The organism is Bacillus cereus group sp. BfR-BA-01492, assembly GCF_022662815.1.
In the GTDB taxonomy this organism is placed as follows: domain Bacteria; phylum Bacillota; class Bacilli; order Bacillales; family Bacillaceae_G; genus Bacillus_A; species Bacillus_A cereus_BD.
Map to the genome: position 1 here is coordinate 166,207 of NZ_JAKUEH010000004.1, position 14,297 is coordinate 180,503.

The following is a 14,297-nucleotide window of genomic DNA, read 5'->3' on the forward strand; positions in this document are numbered from 1 at the left end:
AATTTTATGATCTATTAATAGAAAAGAAGATGACCATTTCATGCATAGATGGCCATCTTCTTTTCATTTCTGTATATAGATAAAAATTCTGTTCTTTTCTTTTTTGGATGAAATAGATAAAATTTCTTCTTATTTTACAGCTTCTTTTAATTCTTTTCCTGCTTTGAAGGCAGGAACTTTTCCAGCTGCAATTTGGATTTCTTCACCTGTTTGAGGATTGCGTCCAGTTCGAGCTGCTCTTTCCCGTACTTCAAATGTTCCGAATCCAATTAGTTGTACTTTGTCTCCGTTTTGTAAAGCATTCGTGATTGTGTCAAATACAGATTGAACAGCTACTGAGGCATCCTTTTGGGAGATATCAGCTGACTGTGCTACATTTTTGATTAATTCCGTTTTGTTCATTTTTTCACCTCATAAAAAAATTATTTTGCGTGTGGTTACTAGTATAATGAATAGTAAGAATAGAAAAGGATTCACTTATAGAATGAATTAGTAGGATCATATCATACTGTTAGTTAATTTCGTTGTAAGAGGTGAAATCCCTGCTAAGGACTAAGAATTTATTTTAATCGCGGAAAGTAAATAAAGTGGAATGAAGAGGGGGAGTAAGTCTATGATTATTCGTAATCAAAAAGAAGAATTTGTACTGATTCGCCAACATGATCATGGTTTTCTCGCAGGAGAATTTGCGAAACATATAAAAAAGGATTTTTTTGAAGATACTTTATATTTAAAAGAATGCATTGATGCGATTTATGAACATGATAGGGGATGGATCGGATTGGATAAGACGCCAATTTGGAATGATGCTACCAATGCACCATATACTTTTATGGACTGTCCAAGCTCTTTACGATTTGTTTTTTACACGTTAGGACTTAATGAGATTGCAAAAAGTAATACATATGGAGCTGTACTTTGTAGTAAACATTTTATTTCATTTCCTCTCAATCAAGAAGATAACGAGATGGTGAATTTCTATCAAAAAGAATTAGACCGTCAAAAACAACTTTTGAAAACGTTAACAAAAGGACAGTATACGATGTTTGATAAGCATTATAGATTATTGAAATTTTGTGATGAATTATCTTTATATGCTTGTATGAATCATCCCGGTGTGTCAAAACAAGAGGAAGTAGCTTTATTTAAAGATGGATTTGAGGGAACTGAAATATTTAATAGAGAAGCAAATGAGCTACTACAAGCGGAATGGGTAGATAAAAAAACGATTCGAGTCGCGCCGTTTCCTTTTGAAACAGAATTCGACACATATGTAAAATATAAATCTATAAAAAAGAAAACGATAGAAAAAATAGGAATTGCGAAAGCGGATGAAAAAACAGAATTTCAGAAACAACAACTATCTGTGATCGAATAAATGCCATATAAACAAACTGAAAATTAAGATTTATATACATATATTCGATCAAGTTCATTTTATCCCGCTATTTTAGGGCAGTAAGACTCCCACCCCAAGATTCAGAGAGAAGCAAGGAAGATAGGTGGGAGATTAACTGCCCGTAACAGCCCGATTGGTGAAGGCTCATAATCAGTGGGGGATGAAAAAAACCCCCACTGATTAAAGTTTCACTTTATGAGGAGGCTGTCCTAAAAGGATAACTTTTGGGACAGCCTTTAGTTTTTTCAATTTAGATTCAAGTGGAATAGAAGAAAGGAACTTTTCAAAGCGGAACAAATTATTTTTTTGTGATGCCTAATATGTTGTTTATCTCACTTAAAGTAGATAATGCCATTACCATATTTTGATCAGCAAGACCTAAAGGATGAAGTGTATTTTGGGAAATTTCATTTAAAGGTGTACCATCACTTAAATGTTCAGAAACTGAAGATGCCGCACTTTTCATGTAATTTGAAGCAGCGATAAATGCGATTCGAAAATGATTCATTTTTTCCTTCAAATCCGCATCTTGTAGTTTTTTCTCCGCCTTAAAATTCTCCATTTGACTTGAGAGTTCGCTAAAATCATTGCTAATCTGATTCATTTTTTCTATTAATTCGGCTTTATTTACATTACCTTTGTTCTCATTTATAATGTCCCAGGCAGGGAGCCATTCCTTGGCTACAATTTGATCATATTTTGCATTGAACAAATCAATGTGCGATTTTAATTCTTTTTGATAAGTAGATTTGTCAAGGGGTTTTTTTGTATCCTGTTGTAGTTTTTTCTCTGAATTGTAGCTGAATGTAATAAAAGAGATTGTGCCTATAATGATGACCGCACTAAAAAGCACCACCCACCATTTTCGATAGAATAACTTTTTCATGATGTATATTCCTCCAGTAAGATGAAGCATAAAAATATCTCATCTATCATAACAAGTTATACATTTTCTTTTTGTCATATTTTGTCGACGTAGAAAGATTTCGTACTAAGACAAAACTTGCATCATCTCGTTCGTATTTTTATACCCGTCTGAAAATTTTGATTTATAATATATGTATCCTGCTGTGAAATATTTCAATCAATTATAATTATATTATGTAAACTTAATTCAGTTTTACTAGTAGATTGGTTAGGAGAGAATGAAATGCTGTTAAAAACAATATTTTGTCAAGTCGAAAAAGAGAAAATGAGTTTGTTTTCAAAAGCGCAAGGAAGATGGAGGAATTTGCGAAATGTGAATGGATTTCTTGGTCAATGTGGAGGATGGAATCAAGAAGAAGCTTGTATATTTACTCTTTGGGAGAATATGAGTACATATCAAACATTTATGGATGAAATACACGATTCCATTTTTAATAATAGCAATCAACAGGAAACGTACGTAGCTTGTGATATTGAACTATATGAAACATTATTTCATATAAAGGAGTCATCACTCACGAAGGCAATTGCAAAAGGTATGTTTATTAGAACTGCAATTTGTGATGTGAAACGTGGGAAGGAAGAACAGTTTTTACATGTACAACGAACTATTTGGAATGAAGGGATGAGAGAAACAGCAGGGATGCTAGGCGGTGTTGTAGGAAAATCACTGAAAAATGCAAATCGCTATATTGTACTTTCTTTTTGGAAAGATGCAAAATCACATTACTTTTACATGAATGAAATTTTTCCAACGTTATATGAACAGGCAAATGTATCATTAGATGTAGAACATGTACAAGGGAAAAAAGTTGAATATATAAAAGAATGGCTTGTTAGTCCATAATAAAAGTGCAGAGTCAGAAATAAAAAAATTAAATTTTTTATTTTAAAACACTTGCAAAAATAATTTGAATAAGATATATTTAATAGCAATTCATGGATATTAATCTAAAAGCAAAGAAAAGGACACGAGTTATTTCAAACGGTTGTACAGAGAGGGAAGGATAGCTGAGAACTTCCTAACGCAGTGAAATAATTTACCACCTTCGAGCTGCACTGGGGAAAAGAAAAGTATCTAGTGCCGTGTCAGCGACGTTACCGCAAAAGAAGCCATTGTATATTTTTATATAATGGGAATCTGGGTGGAACCACGGATATTAAGCATATTCGTCCCTAATTTCAGGGATGAATATGCTTTTTTATTTTTAAAATTTTATATTACGACAAGCAAAGAAAAGGACACGAGTTATTTCAAACGGTTGTACAGAGAGGGAAGGATAGCTGAGAACTTCCTAACGCAGTGAAATAACTTACCACCTTCGAGCTGCACTGGGGAAAAGAAAAGTATCTGGTGCCGTGTCAGCGACGTTACCGCAAAAGGAGCCATTGTATATTTTTATATAATGGGAATCTGGGTGGAACCACGGGTAAAAGCACGCTCGTCCCTATATATAGGGATGAGTGTGCTTTTTTTTATAAAAGAAATGGAGCGATGAAAATGAGTAAACAGATGATCAATATTATTTTTCCAGATGGAAGCAAAAAAGAATATAGAAAAGGAATTACTTTAGAAGAAATAGCGGCATCCATTCGTTCTAGTTTGAAAAAGAAAGCAGTAGCCGGGAAGGTGAATGATCAACTATTTGATTTACGCCGTAAGCTTGAAGATGATGCAAAAGTTGAAATTATTTCTATCGATTCAGAGGAAGGAGTAAACATAGCAAGGCATACTGCTGCACATATATTAGCACAAGCTGTAAAAAGAATTTATGGCAATGTCAAACTTGGTGTAGGACCTGTGATTGAAAATGGTTTTTATTATGATTTGGATCTTTCAAGTAGTATAACTGTTGAGGACTTTCCGATAATTGAAAAAGAAATGAAGAATATCATACATGAAAATTTAAATATCGAAAGGATTGAAATAAGTAGAGAAGCGGCAGAGAAGTTTTTTAAAGAAGCGGACGACCATTTAAAGTTAGAACTTTTAGAAGCAATACCTGAAGGAGAAGTTATAACAATGTATAAACAAGGAGAATTTGTAGATTTATGCCGCGGTCCACACTTACCAGCTACTGGATATTTAAAAGCATTTCAATTAACTCATGTTTCTGGAGCATATTGGCGCGGAGATAGCAATAATCAAGTATTGCAGCGTGTATACGGCGTTGCGTTTTCCTCCCAAAAAGAATTAAAAAAATATTTGCATTTTGTAGAAGAAGCGGCTAAGAGAAATCATCGTAAACTTGGAAATGAACTAGAATTATTTATGTTTTCTGAAGAAGCACCAGGAATGCCTTTTTATTTACCGAAAGGGCAAATCGTTCGAAATGAATTAGAAGGATTTTTAAGAGAAATTCAACAAGCATATGATTATCAAGAGGTGCGTACTCCTCTTATGATGAATCAAGAGCTATGGGAAAAATCAGGTCATTGGGATCATTATAAAGATAATATGTATTTTTCAGAGGTAGACCATAAAAGCTTTGCATTAAAACCAATGAATTGTCCAGGTCATATGCTTATATTTAAGCATAAACTTCGGTCGTACCGTGATTTACCAATTCGAATGTGTGAGTTTGGCCAAGTTCATCGCCATGAGTTTAGTGGTGCATTAAATGGTTTATTAAGAGTACGTACATTTTGTCAGGATGATGCACATATTTATGTGACAGCTGAACAGATAGAGAGTGAAATACAATCAGTATTAAAACAAATCGATTATGTCTATAGAACATTTGGATTTGAATATGAAATTGAGCTATCAACAAGACCCGAAAATTCAATGGGGGACGATGAACTATGGAATCAAGCAGAAGCTGCTCTTGAAAACGTACTGAAATCTTTACAATATAACTATAGAATTAATGAAGGAGATGGCGCATTTTATGGACCAAAAATTGATTTTCATATTAAGGATGCTTTAAAAAGAAGTCATCAATGCGGAACAGTTCAATTAGATTTTCAAATGCCTGAGAAATTTGATTTGCACTATATTGATGAAAAAAATGAAAAGAGACGGCCAGTCGTGATTCACCGTGCTGTATTAGGATCATTTGATCGTTTCCTAGCAATATTAATTGAACATTTTGGAGGAGCCTTCCCGGCATGGCTAGCTCCTATTCAAGTAAAAGTGATCCCAGTTTCAAATCTAGTCCACGATTTATATACAAAAGAGATTGAAGACAAATTCAAACAGGTTGGTATACGAGTAGAAAGGGATATTCGTAATGAAAAACTAGGATATAAAATCCGGGAAGCTCAAATACAGAAAATACCATATGTTCTTGTCATCGGAGATAAGGAAATGGAGAATGCATCTGTAAATGTACGTAAATATGGTGAAGAAAACTCAGAAGTTGTATCGCTACATGAGTTTATAGAGAATTTACAGATAGAAATTAAAAATAGAAATGAATAAGTAAAAAGATAGATGAAAACATTTTGTTTTTATCTATCTTTTTACTTTTATTCTTTCTAAATAAAGGAAATAAGTCTTTTTCGTGATGAATTTGAATAAATCATAATGAAATTAATGATGTCCTGCAAAGAATGTGAAAAATGTGATAAATAAAACGCCGCTGATAGACCAGAAAAGAAAGGAGATAGGAGAAAGATTTTTTACAGCTTTGCCTAGCATTTCGTGTATAGTAACATATCCTAATGAACCGATTGCACTTCCCATAACTAGTCCTTGTAAATGTGCTGCTTTTTCTTCCATTATAATACCGAAAATCGTTCCTGTACCGAGAATAATAGAAAGTAAGAAAATAACAATTAGAAACGAAATATACGTATGTTTTGTAAATAAAAACGGGATAATTAAGGCTAATCCTTCTGGAATATGATGGATTACAACTGCAAGTAAAAAAGGAATAGCAGACTCATTATGATTGATAAAGGCAGACCCAAGAGCAAATCCGCTCGGTACATTATGAATAAAAATGGCAAAAGATAAAAATAAAAAAGTTTGCCATGCTTGTTGTTTTTTTGTATGTACGATGGAATGGTGATAATGATGATCGAATAGGCTCATAAGTAAAATGCCAATAACAATTCCAAGTATAGGACTCACCGCTTTGTAATTTGAAAAAGTTTCTGGAATAATTTCAATTGATAATAACCCAAGTAAAATGCCGCCACATAGTGCATATAAATGATGCATCTTTTCTTCTATAAACTGACATGTCACAACACCAACAGCACCACCTAGTAATAAACCACCAAATGAAAAAAATGTTACGATTATTGGAATCCATAATCGTTCCATCGTATCACTCCTCATTTTTTCACTTCATTTTAACTTACGATAATCGAAAAGAGATTAGTCCAACTCATTTTAAAGATTATAGAGAAATATTTATTTAGTATAATTTGTATATTGTTTTCACTCAAAAAGCGATGAGGGTTGGATTGTGCAAAAGAAAATGAAGTTTATCAGATTTACCATTTTTACTTTCAGGTGCTGAGAGATTAAAAATTCAAAAGGTATGGATATTAGATATTGCATGCGGAACAGGAAGGATATTGGATGATGGAATCGGAAATGAACTAAGATATGATTGTTATTCTATAGTAGTAATTTGTTAGAAGAGGTAATGTGTATAGTAGGAGATATTTATTTTTATAATAACCTAAATGTAAAAGAGTTTCGATTTACCTTCTAATATACTCAAAATTATTATGTAAAAAATATATAATAATTTTGAATGTATTATCATGTTTTATACATCATTAAGTATAATTAATATATCGAAATAATTATGATGTTTTCTGTTCGAATAGTCTGGTGAAGGCTCATAATCAGTGGGGGTGAAGAAAACCTCCACTGAATTAAATCAATTCATAGGCAGTGATATGATTTAACAGCATAAAAGGTATTGTTGATACATTATAATGATGCTATTCTGATGTATTGATTTCGTGAAATAAGGTTCGCGTTATATAAAAAAGACGGGCTCCATTTGAAAGGAAATGGAGCCTTTACAATTTAGAATGATGGGGAGTAGCCCGTATTATTTCGGGCTACATAGGAATAACATGATAGAAATCTTGAACTACCTAAATAAATTATGCGCGTGTGTAATTTATTTTGTATTAGGTAAATTTTTTTTACCTAATACAAATATACAATTCATTTTATGTAGAGTCAATCTTTTTATGCTGTTTTATCTTTCGCTGAAATAAGAGATATTTACTTGTTTTTTCTTACATATGTAAGATTTACAGAAACATGAGGGTTTTACTTATTATGTAAGTAGTCTATACTAAAGTACATAACTTTTAAAATTGGAGCGAGTATTACGATATGGAGCTGAGAAGAATAGAGGAAATGATCAAACTAAAAAAAGAAGAACTCTTCATGCTTGTTGCGAACTATGGTTTTCAACATGAAAAAGTATTAGAAGTGAGTCAAGAAATTGATAAACTAATAAATTGGATTATGTTTTTGAGATAAAGACATGTACGAAGAAAGATAAAAATTCTCGAATATTTTTGATGTAATTTTATTTATCAGAATATTTAATTTATGTAAATAGTGATTGGAAAGAATTAATCGAATCATGGGATGAAGCGGATTGGTATCCATTTTCTGAAACGGGGGATGTTTCAAGTTTACAAGTGCCATCGTTATGTATAGTGGGAGGAGAATCACAAGCTGAAGTTACCGCCGCTATGACATTTAAAGAGTTAAATCCCGCAATTCATATTGCGGTTATTCCGTTTGCAAATCATCTTGTTCATCGGGATCAACCTGATGTATATTCAAATATATTGTCTAAATTCTTACAGAGTGTGCAAGCTGCTAGTCGAGAGAGCTAACTTTTGGGTATAATAATAAAGGAATTTATTAATTTATAGTATCGGTTAGGAGCTCAGTTGACATGAAAACAGTTGTTGTTATAGGTGGAGGTATTACAGGCCTCTCCACAATGTTTTACTTAGAAAGAATGAAAAAGGACTACAATCTAGATTTAAATTTAATCCTAGTGGAAAAAGATAAATATTTAGGTGGGAAAATTCATAGTGTAAAAAAACATGGTTTTATTATGGAGACAGGGGCAGACTCCATGGTTGCACGAAATGAACATGTTATTCCTCTTATAAAAGAATTGAATTTAGAAGAGGAGATGGTTTATAACGAAACAGGAATTTCTTACATTTATTCAGATGATATGTTACATCCAATTCCCACTGATACTGTATTTGGAATCCCAACAAGTGTAGAATCATTATTTCAGAGTACATTAGTTTCTACAAAAGGGAAGATCACTGCGCTAAAAGATTTTATTACGAAGAATAAAAGTTTCACAAAAGAGACATCGCTTGCTTTATTTTTGGAAAGCTTTTTAGGAAAAGAGTTAGTGGAAAGACAAATTGCTCCTGTGCTTTCGGGTGTATATTCTGGCAAATTACATGAACTTACGATGGCATCTACATTACCATATTTAGTGGACTATAAAAATAAGTACGGCAGTATTATAAAAGGATTCGAAGTAAATAAAAAACAATTTCAGGCAGCTGGAAACAAAAAGTTTGTATCATTTAAAAACGGACTATCTACAATTATTCATCGGTTAGAAGAAACATTAAATGATACGGAAATACGAAAAGGAATGCTAACAACAAATATAAGGAAAAATGATGATGGATATGAAGTTTCTTTTTCGAATGGAGAAACAGTAAAAGCAGATTGTGTCGTGCTAGCTGTTCCACATGATGTTGCACAAACAATTTTACATTCTCATGATTTAGACGATGAATTTGATAAATTTAAGAACTCATCGCTTGTAAGTATTTATTTAGGGTTTGATGTACCTGATCATCAATTACCAGCAGATGGAACTGGTTTTATTGTTTCAGAAAATGAAAATTTACAATGTGATGCTTGTACTTGGACAAGTAGAAAATGGAAACACACGTCAGAAAAACAAAATTTGCTAGTGAGAATGTTTTATAAAAGTTCAAACGCAAATTACGAAAAAATGAAAAGTAGTAGTGAAGAAGAACGTCTTCAAATTGCTTTAACGGATATTGAAAAAAGTCTTGGAATTCAAGGGAAACCCCAAGTAGTTGAAGTTACAAATTGGGATGACTTAATGCCCAATTATCATTTAGAGCATAATCAAGCAGTTCAATCTTTAAATAAAAAATTAGTAAAAATTGTTCCGAACGTTTATGTAGCTGGAGCTTCATATTACGGTGTAGGTATTGGAGCTTGTATAGGAAACGGGAAACAAACAGCAAGTCAAATTATAAAAGCATTACATAATCGCTCAAAATAAGCATAAAGAAACAAGGGGCTGTCCCATAAGTCGGTTTCACCGACTTATGGGACAGCCCCTATTTACATAATTTACGTTAGCAGAAATCATTTTGAAATTCTACATGTTTGCTTTTTTCTTGTTCTTGCGAATAAACCACAACACTAAAGTTAAAAGTAGTAAAAGAAGTAGTAAGAAGAGCGGTATTGTTTGAATAAAGAAAAATCCTTTCCAAAAATCAAGCATAGTACTATCCGGAGAATCTGTTGCCATCCCACCTATAAAAAAAGACAACGGAATGGCAAGTATATTTATCCCTAAACCGATTATTATGAATGATAGATTTTTATTCCAGATTTTTGGTAATGCAGCCATAATAAATAAAAATAATGCAGTACCAATTATAAGAAACAATAATCCATAATAAAATACAAAATACAAAATAACCCCCATAATATCCCTCCGCTATTTTAATTATATCATCAATGAGGAGGACTTGGTAGGAATAGAATATTCATATGAAGTTGACATAATGCATCGATTATCAGTAGCAAGATTTTCATGGGGCTGTCCCAAAAGGGGAAATTCCTCCAAAATGTAAAAACAAAAACATCGATATATCAACGTTTCTAAAACAAAAGGGAGTGTCACATAGTCGAAAATTTGACTTATGGGACAGCTCCTTGTTTTTTTATGCCGCTGCACATCGTCATGCCTTACAATCTTCTTAAACAAGCGGATGAAGGAAGAGAATTAAAAAATAACAAAACCGACGGAGATAATCCATTTTCTCCGCCGGTTTTTTAGTTATTTGAAGAAACTTGTAGGACAAGTCCAAGAATATAGATTATTCCTTTACTTTAAATAGAAGATCAATTTGACGAATTTCGTCGTCTGTTAGATGGACATCTAATGTTTTTAAATTATCAAGTATTTGATCGACTCTTTTTGCGCCTGGTATTAAAGCGTCAATGGACTCTCTTGTTAAATACCAAGCAAGTACTACATGAGCTATTTCTGTCTGTTTTGCATGAGCAATTTGACGGATTCGCTCTACCTTTTCTAAATTTTCTTCAAACGCTTCACCTTGGAAATGAGGCATATCGGCACGTAAATCATGAAACTTCATATCTTTATTGTATTTACCAGCCAATAAACCGGCAGCTAGAGGGAAGTATGGTATAAATGAAATGTTATTTTCTTTCGCATAGGGTAATAAATCAATTTCTGCATCTCGTTTTAATAAATTATACTCTCCTTGATATACATCAACATAACCATTTTGGTTAGCTTCTTTTAATTGATCAATCGAAAAATTTGATACACCAATTGCTCTTATTTTCCCTTCTTCTTTTAAACGCTGTAAAGCACCGACAGCTTCATCTTTTGGTGTATTGTCATCAGGGAAATGAATGTAGTATAAATCGATATAATCTGTTTTCAGGCGTTTTAAACTATCTTCTACAGATTGGGTTAAAAATGCAGGAGAGTTATCAAAAACAATATCATTGCCTACTATTTTATGAGCACCCTTTGTAGCAAGAATAACTTCTGAACGCTTTTTTGTTTCTTGTAGTACTTCACCAATTAACTCCTCAGATCGTTCAGGTCCATATATGTACGCTGTATCCAAAAAGTTAATTCCATTATGTAGCGCAGTTCGAACTAAATCTTTTCCAACTTCTTCATCTAAATTTGGATACAGATTGTGACCTCCAACAGCGTTTGTTCCAAATCCAATAGGATTGACATATAAATCGGTGCTACCGAGTTGGACTTTCTTATTCATTATCATTTCAACTCCTTTTAAGTATCTAATTAAAAGGATACCAGAATAATGATTGAAATGAAAATATTATGATTATTTATAGAAAAATAAAATCCCCTCCTATCATAAGATAAGAGGGGACGTGTAAATATTAACCTAATTTAGGTAGTAATCGTTCTCCGCTTTTCATATTACTTTTACATAAAGGGCATTTTGGCTCTTCTTCAAATGAAAAGTTTTTTCTCATCCATCCTAAACAATCCTCTGATTCACATTCCCAAACAGGGGTTTGTTCTGGTGGTACTTCTGCTACATCATTCTTGCGATTGCGATACATATGACCACTCCTTTTATGTAAAAATTTGAATTATATATAAAAAGGTTGTTAACCGTGCTTGGTAACAACCTTTTTTATTGTTTGGATTATAACTTTACAACGTTTTTTGCTTGAGGTCCACGATTTCCTTCTTCAACTTCGAAGCTCACTTCTTGACCTTCGTCAAGAGTTTTAAATCCTTCACCAGTAATAGCTGAGAAATGAACGAATACATCGTTACCATCTTCAACTTCGATGAAACCGAAACCTTTTTCGCTGTTAAACCATTTTACTTTACCTGTTAATGTCATGGCAAATGCCTCCTGAAAATAAAAAAATTATAATATGATCAGTCTTATTTAGACGAAAATAAACATTCACATATTATCAAAAACCCATGAAGAAGGAAAAACATTCCTTATGGATGTTTGATAATATGTGAAATTAATTTTATTCAATTGAACCTTAAACTTCATTTTACAGCATATGGTGAGAAATAGCAAGTGCTGGAATTATTATGAAGAAATATAGGAATCGTAATTTGAAATATATACACAGATTTCATTACTTATATTGCTATCACGGGGGGAATGTAAAGTGTATTTGGATCATTCTGCATGAATAAATTGTTAAGATGTAAAGAGTTATGAGAAAAATAAATGAAATGAGAAGAATACAATAGAAATGAAAAAGAATCAGCGTGACTATATTGTAATATAATGGTAAAATGTATTAGGAGGTTAAAAAAATGAGACATACTGAATACAAAGTTATTGAAGCTGCAAAGGAAGGGAAGAAGAAGGTCCATCCAATTTTTGCAGTTATATTATCTATTCTATTTATAATACTTGGTGAAGTATTTGTATTGTTTATGTTATTCTTACCAAAAGCAGAAACAACATTTATGAAAGGGATTTACGCTAATATACAGATGATTTTAACGTTTGGAGGAGCAATTTTTATTGTATTTTTATGGGTGCGCTTTATAGAGAAAAGACCGTTCTCATCCATTGGATTTTTGAAAAATCAATTTTTAAAAAAATACATAAAAGGAGCGTTTATAGGGTTTCTACTTATTTCTCTCCCTGTTGTTTTCCTAGTTATAACAGGATTTGTAAAGTTGCAAATGCAACATATTACAATCACGGCTATATTAGGAATTTTAAGTTCTTTCGTTGCATTTCTCATACAAGGTGCCACAGAAGAAATCATTGTAAGAGGATGGTTGTTCCCGGTTATCTCTGTTAGAAGTCGTATATGGATTGGCGTTGTGGTAACTTCTCTTTTATTTGGGTTTCTACATTTGCTGAATCCCGGTGTTACCATCTTATCTATTACAAATATTATATTAGTTGGTGTATTTGCTGCTTTATACGTATTAAAAGATAATAGCCTTTCGGGAATTTGTGCTTGGCATTCGATATGGAACTGGGCGCAGTACAATGTATATGGTTTTGCAGTTAGTGGGACAACTGTATTTTCTACACCGTTTTTTCGATCGACGGCAAATGGCCCAGATGCTTTGCATGGAGGAGCGTTCGGAATTGAAGGAAGTGTAATTACAACAATTATGCTTGTTGTTGCTTCCATCATATTATGGAAACAATTGAATAATAAACAAAGAGTGCTAAAATAGGAGGTCGCTGAAAAAGTCGACTTCATAATAAAAAGGAGTCTATCACCCACTATATACAGAGGTGACGGACTCCTTTTTATTCTTAACATTTTTATAAAATGCATGTTGTTTCTTCGAAGCAATCACTTTTTCGGTGCCGTCCTAAAATAGCTAGCGTATTACTTTACAGAACTGTATTGTTTGTATGTTTGCAAAATCGTGTTTAAAATTTGTATGTTTGCCATTTCATTTTGCGTAATCGCTTCTTGATATTTTGGAATAAATATTTGAGGAGGTGAAACTGGCATTTCTCCACAAATATCAATTCCATATACTTCTTTTTTGTAAATCATGGAACGGATATAGCTTAATAATGTCGATAATTTCATGTGACCTTGATCCCAATTTGTGACAGTGTCTTTCGGATCTAAAACATCTTTATCAACACTTATATAAATCGTATCGGTTTTAATATGAGAAAGGATTGTATGTAAAGAGACGGTATGTGAACCTTCTACTGGAAAAATTTCAATTTTTGAATGTTCGGAAGAATGGATTTGAAACGAAGAAGGTCCGACAATGATAACTTTTTGGAGCATATCATTGTTTCGCAGTGCAAATGAAACCCATGATCCGCAAGAAATCATATTCCCTTCTTGAGAAGGAGATAGATTCATATCTGTATGATGATCAAACAGAATGAGGGTGAAAGGTTTTAATACTTCTTGAATAAGTAAATATGATACGTAATGATAGTTGCCAGAACCTATAAAGGTAATGCCTTTTTGTTTTCGATTACATAATTGTGCTTGAATGTGCTGCAATGCACTTTTCTCACAGTATAAATTTGAGTGTTCCAAATGACGAAAATCAATATCTTCATGTGAATAAGAATGAAGTTTATTTTGTAATTGATACGTTTCATCAAAATGAAGAAAAGTGACACCATTATTTAATAAACTCATATTTATTCATCTCCTTTCTATAACTCTAGCATAAATTTG

General features: G+C 32.6%; 14 protein-coding genes, 2 pseudogenes and 2 other annotated features. Of the genes and pseudogenes, 8 read left to right on the forward strand and 8 right to left on the reverse strand.

The features are described from left to right. Positions 1 to 129: 129 nt before the first annotated feature. A complete protein-coding gene (locus MR063_RS07935) occupies positions 130 to 402 on the reverse strand; it encodes an HU family DNA-binding protein (RefSeq protein WP_012094252.1) in 273 nt (90 codons plus the stop codon). A gap of 211 nt (positions 403 to 613) precedes the next feature. Here MR063_RS07935 and MR063_RS07940 point away from each other — a divergent pair, with 211 nt between their 5' ends. Next, the gene (locus MR063_RS07940; RefSeq protein WP_242196033.1) at positions 614 to 1,378 is read left to right on the forward strand and encodes a DUF3891 family protein; all 765 of its coding nucleotides are present in this window, start codon (positions 614 to 616) and stop codon (positions 1,376 to 1,378) included. Between the two features lie 319 nt (positions 1,379 to 1,697). Here MR063_RS07940 and MR063_RS07945 read toward each other — a convergent pair whose 3' ends face one another. Then, entirely contained in the window at positions 1,698 to 2,285 is a 588-nt protein-coding gene (locus MR063_RS07945) for a hypothetical protein (RefSeq protein WP_242196036.1), read from the reverse strand. Between the two features lie 264 nt (positions 2,286 to 2,549). Between MR063_RS07945 and MR063_RS07950 the strand changes: the two genes are divergently transcribed. Both MR063_RS07950 and thrS read left to right on the forward strand, forming a co-directional pair. After that, on the forward strand, positions 2,550 to 3,173 hold the full coding sequence (locus MR063_RS07950) for a DUF4937 domain-containing protein (RefSeq protein ID WP_242196038.1): 624 nt from the start codon (positions 2,550 to 2,552) through the stop codon (positions 3,171 to 3,173). A gap of 104 nt (positions 3,174 to 3,277) precedes the next feature. Next, positions 3,278 to 3,507 (forward strand) — a binding site (T-box leader). 43 nt (positions 3,508 to 3,550) lie between these two features. Beyond that, positions 3,551 to 3,779 (forward strand) — a binding site (T-box leader). 48 nt (positions 3,780 to 3,827) lie between these two features. Beyond that, positions 3,828 to 5,750, forward strand: a complete 1,923-nt coding sequence (gene thrS / locus MR063_RS07955; RefSeq protein ID WP_242196041.1) for a threonine--tRNA ligase — start codon at positions 3,828 to 3,830, stop codon at positions 5,748 to 5,750. 111 nt (positions 5,751 to 5,861) lie between these two features. Here the strand turns inward: thrS and MR063_RS07960 are convergent, their stop codons facing one another. After that, the gene (locus MR063_RS07960) at positions 5,862 to 6,599 is read right to left on the reverse strand and encodes a ZIP family metal transporter (protein ID WP_242196044.1); all 738 of its coding nucleotides are present in this window, start codon (positions 6,597 to 6,599) and stop codon (positions 5,862 to 5,864) included. Between the two features lie 161 nt (positions 6,600 to 6,760). Between MR063_RS07960 and MR063_RS07965 the strand changes: the two are divergent. From MR063_RS07965 to MR063_RS07980, 4 genes and pseudogenes are all read left to right on the forward strand, one after another. Beyond that, a pseudogene (locus MR063_RS07965) lies at positions 6,761 to 6,856 on the forward strand (SAM-dependent methyltransferase); the annotation flags it as partial. 781 nt (positions 6,857 to 7,637) lie between these two features. Continuing rightward, the gene (locus MR063_RS07970) at positions 7,638 to 7,787 is read left to right on the forward strand and encodes an aspartyl-phosphate phosphatase Spo0E family protein (protein ID WP_242196047.1); all 150 of its coding nucleotides are present in this window, start codon (positions 7,638 to 7,640) and stop codon (positions 7,785 to 7,787) included. A gap of 68 nt (positions 7,788 to 7,855) precedes the next feature. After that, positions 7,856 to 8,152 (forward strand): annotated as a pseudogene (locus MR063_RS07975) (alpha/beta fold hydrolase); the annotation flags it as partial. 62 nt (positions 8,153 to 8,214) lie between these two features. Further along, on the forward strand, positions 8,215 to 9,615 hold the full coding sequence (locus MR063_RS07980) for a protoporphyrinogen oxidase (RefSeq protein WP_242196050.1): 1,401 nt from the start codon (positions 8,215 to 8,217) through the stop codon (positions 9,613 to 9,615). A gap of 99 nt (positions 9,616 to 9,714) precedes the next feature. Here the strand turns inward: MR063_RS07980 and MR063_RS07985 are convergent, their stop codons facing one another. The 4 genes from MR063_RS07985 to cspD form a co-directional block, all read right to left on the reverse strand. Beyond that, entirely contained in the window at positions 9,715 to 10,047 is a 333-nt protein-coding gene (locus tag MR063_RS07985; RefSeq protein ID WP_242196052.1) for a hypothetical protein, read from the reverse strand. Between the two features lie 394 nt (positions 10,048 to 10,441). After that, positions 10,442 to 11,383, reverse strand: coding sequence for an aldo/keto reductase (locus MR063_RS07990; RefSeq protein ID WP_242196055.1), 942 nt, complete (start codon positions 11,381 to 11,383; stop codon positions 10,442 to 10,444). Positions 11,384 to 11,513: 130 nt separating this feature from the next. Next, positions 11,514 to 11,699, reverse strand: a complete 186-nt coding sequence (locus tag MR063_RS07995) for a cold-shock protein (protein ID WP_000286200.1) — start codon at positions 11,697 to 11,699, stop codon at positions 11,514 to 11,516. Positions 11,700 to 11,785: 86 nt separating this feature from the next. Continuing rightward, positions 11,786 to 11,989 (reverse strand): cold-shock protein CspD, encoded by a 204-nt coding sequence (gene cspD / locus MR063_RS08000; protein WP_242196058.1) that lies wholly within the window; start codon positions 11,987 to 11,989, stop codon positions 11,786 to 11,788. 437 nt (positions 11,990 to 12,426) lie between these two features. On the opposite strand from cspD, the gene MR063_RS08005 reads away from it, so the two are divergent. Further along, on the forward strand, positions 12,427 to 13,314 hold the full coding sequence (locus tag MR063_RS08005; RefSeq protein ID WP_242196061.1) for a CPBP family intramembrane glutamic endopeptidase: 888 nt from the start codon (positions 12,427 to 12,429) through the stop codon (positions 13,312 to 13,314). A gap of 158 nt (positions 13,315 to 13,472) precedes the next feature. Here the strand turns inward: MR063_RS08005 and MR063_RS08010 are convergent, their stop codons facing one another. Further along, positions 13,473 to 14,258, reverse strand: a complete 786-nt coding sequence (locus MR063_RS08010; protein WP_242196064.1) for an arginase family protein — start codon at positions 14,256 to 14,258, stop codon at positions 13,473 to 13,475. Between the last annotated feature and the right edge of the window lie 39 nt (positions 14,259 to 14,297).

Coding starts and splice junctions, on each gene's coding strand:
- MR063_RS07935 (WP_012094252.1), bottom strand. CDS start 402: ATGAACAAAACGGAATTAATCAAAAATGTAGCACAGTCAGCTGATATC.
- MR063_RS07940 (WP_242196033.1), top strand. CDS start 614: ATGATTATTCGTAATCAAAAAGAAGAATTTGTACTGATTCGCCAACAT.
- MR063_RS07945 (WP_242196036.1), bottom strand. CDS start 2,285: ATGAAAAAGTTATTCTATCGAAAATGGTGGGTGGTGCTTTTTAGTGCG.
- MR063_RS07950 (WP_242196038.1), top strand. CDS start 2,550: ATGCTGTTAAAAACAATATTTTGTCAAGTCGAAAAAGAGAAAATGAGT.
- thrS (WP_242196041.1), top strand. CDS start 3,828: ATGAGTAAACAGATGATCAATATTATTTTTCCAGATGGAAGCAAAAAA.
- MR063_RS07960 (WP_242196044.1), bottom strand. CDS start 6,599: ATGGAACGATTATGGATTCCAATAATCGTAACATTTTTTTCATTTGGT.
- MR063_RS07970 (WP_242196047.1), top strand. CDS start 7,638: ATGGAGCTGAGAAGAATAGAGGAAATGATCAAACTAAAAAAAGAAGAA.
- MR063_RS07980 (WP_242196050.1), top strand. CDS start 8,215: ATGAAAACAGTTGTTGTTATAGGTGGAGGTATTACAGGCCTCTCCACA.
- MR063_RS07985 (WP_242196052.1), bottom strand. CDS start 10,047: ATGGGGGTTATTTTGTATTTTGTATTTTATTATGGATTATTGTTTCTT.
- MR063_RS07990 (WP_242196055.1), bottom strand. CDS start 11,383: ATGAATAAGAAAGTCCAACTCGGTAGCACCGATTTATATGTCAATCCT.
- MR063_RS07995 (WP_000286200.1), bottom strand. CDS start 11,699: ATGTATCGCAATCGCAAGAATGATGTAGCAGAAGTACCACCAGAACAA.
- cspD (WP_242196058.1), bottom strand. CDS start 11,989: ATGACATTAACAGGTAAAGTAAAATGGTTTAACAGCGAAAAAGGTTTC.
- MR063_RS08005 (WP_242196061.1), top strand. CDS start 12,427: ATGAGACATACTGAATACAAAGTTATTGAAGCTGCAAAGGAAGGGAAG.
- MR063_RS08010 (WP_242196064.1), bottom strand. CDS start 14,258: ATGAGTTTATTAAATAATGGTGTCACTTTTCTTCATTTTGATGAAACG.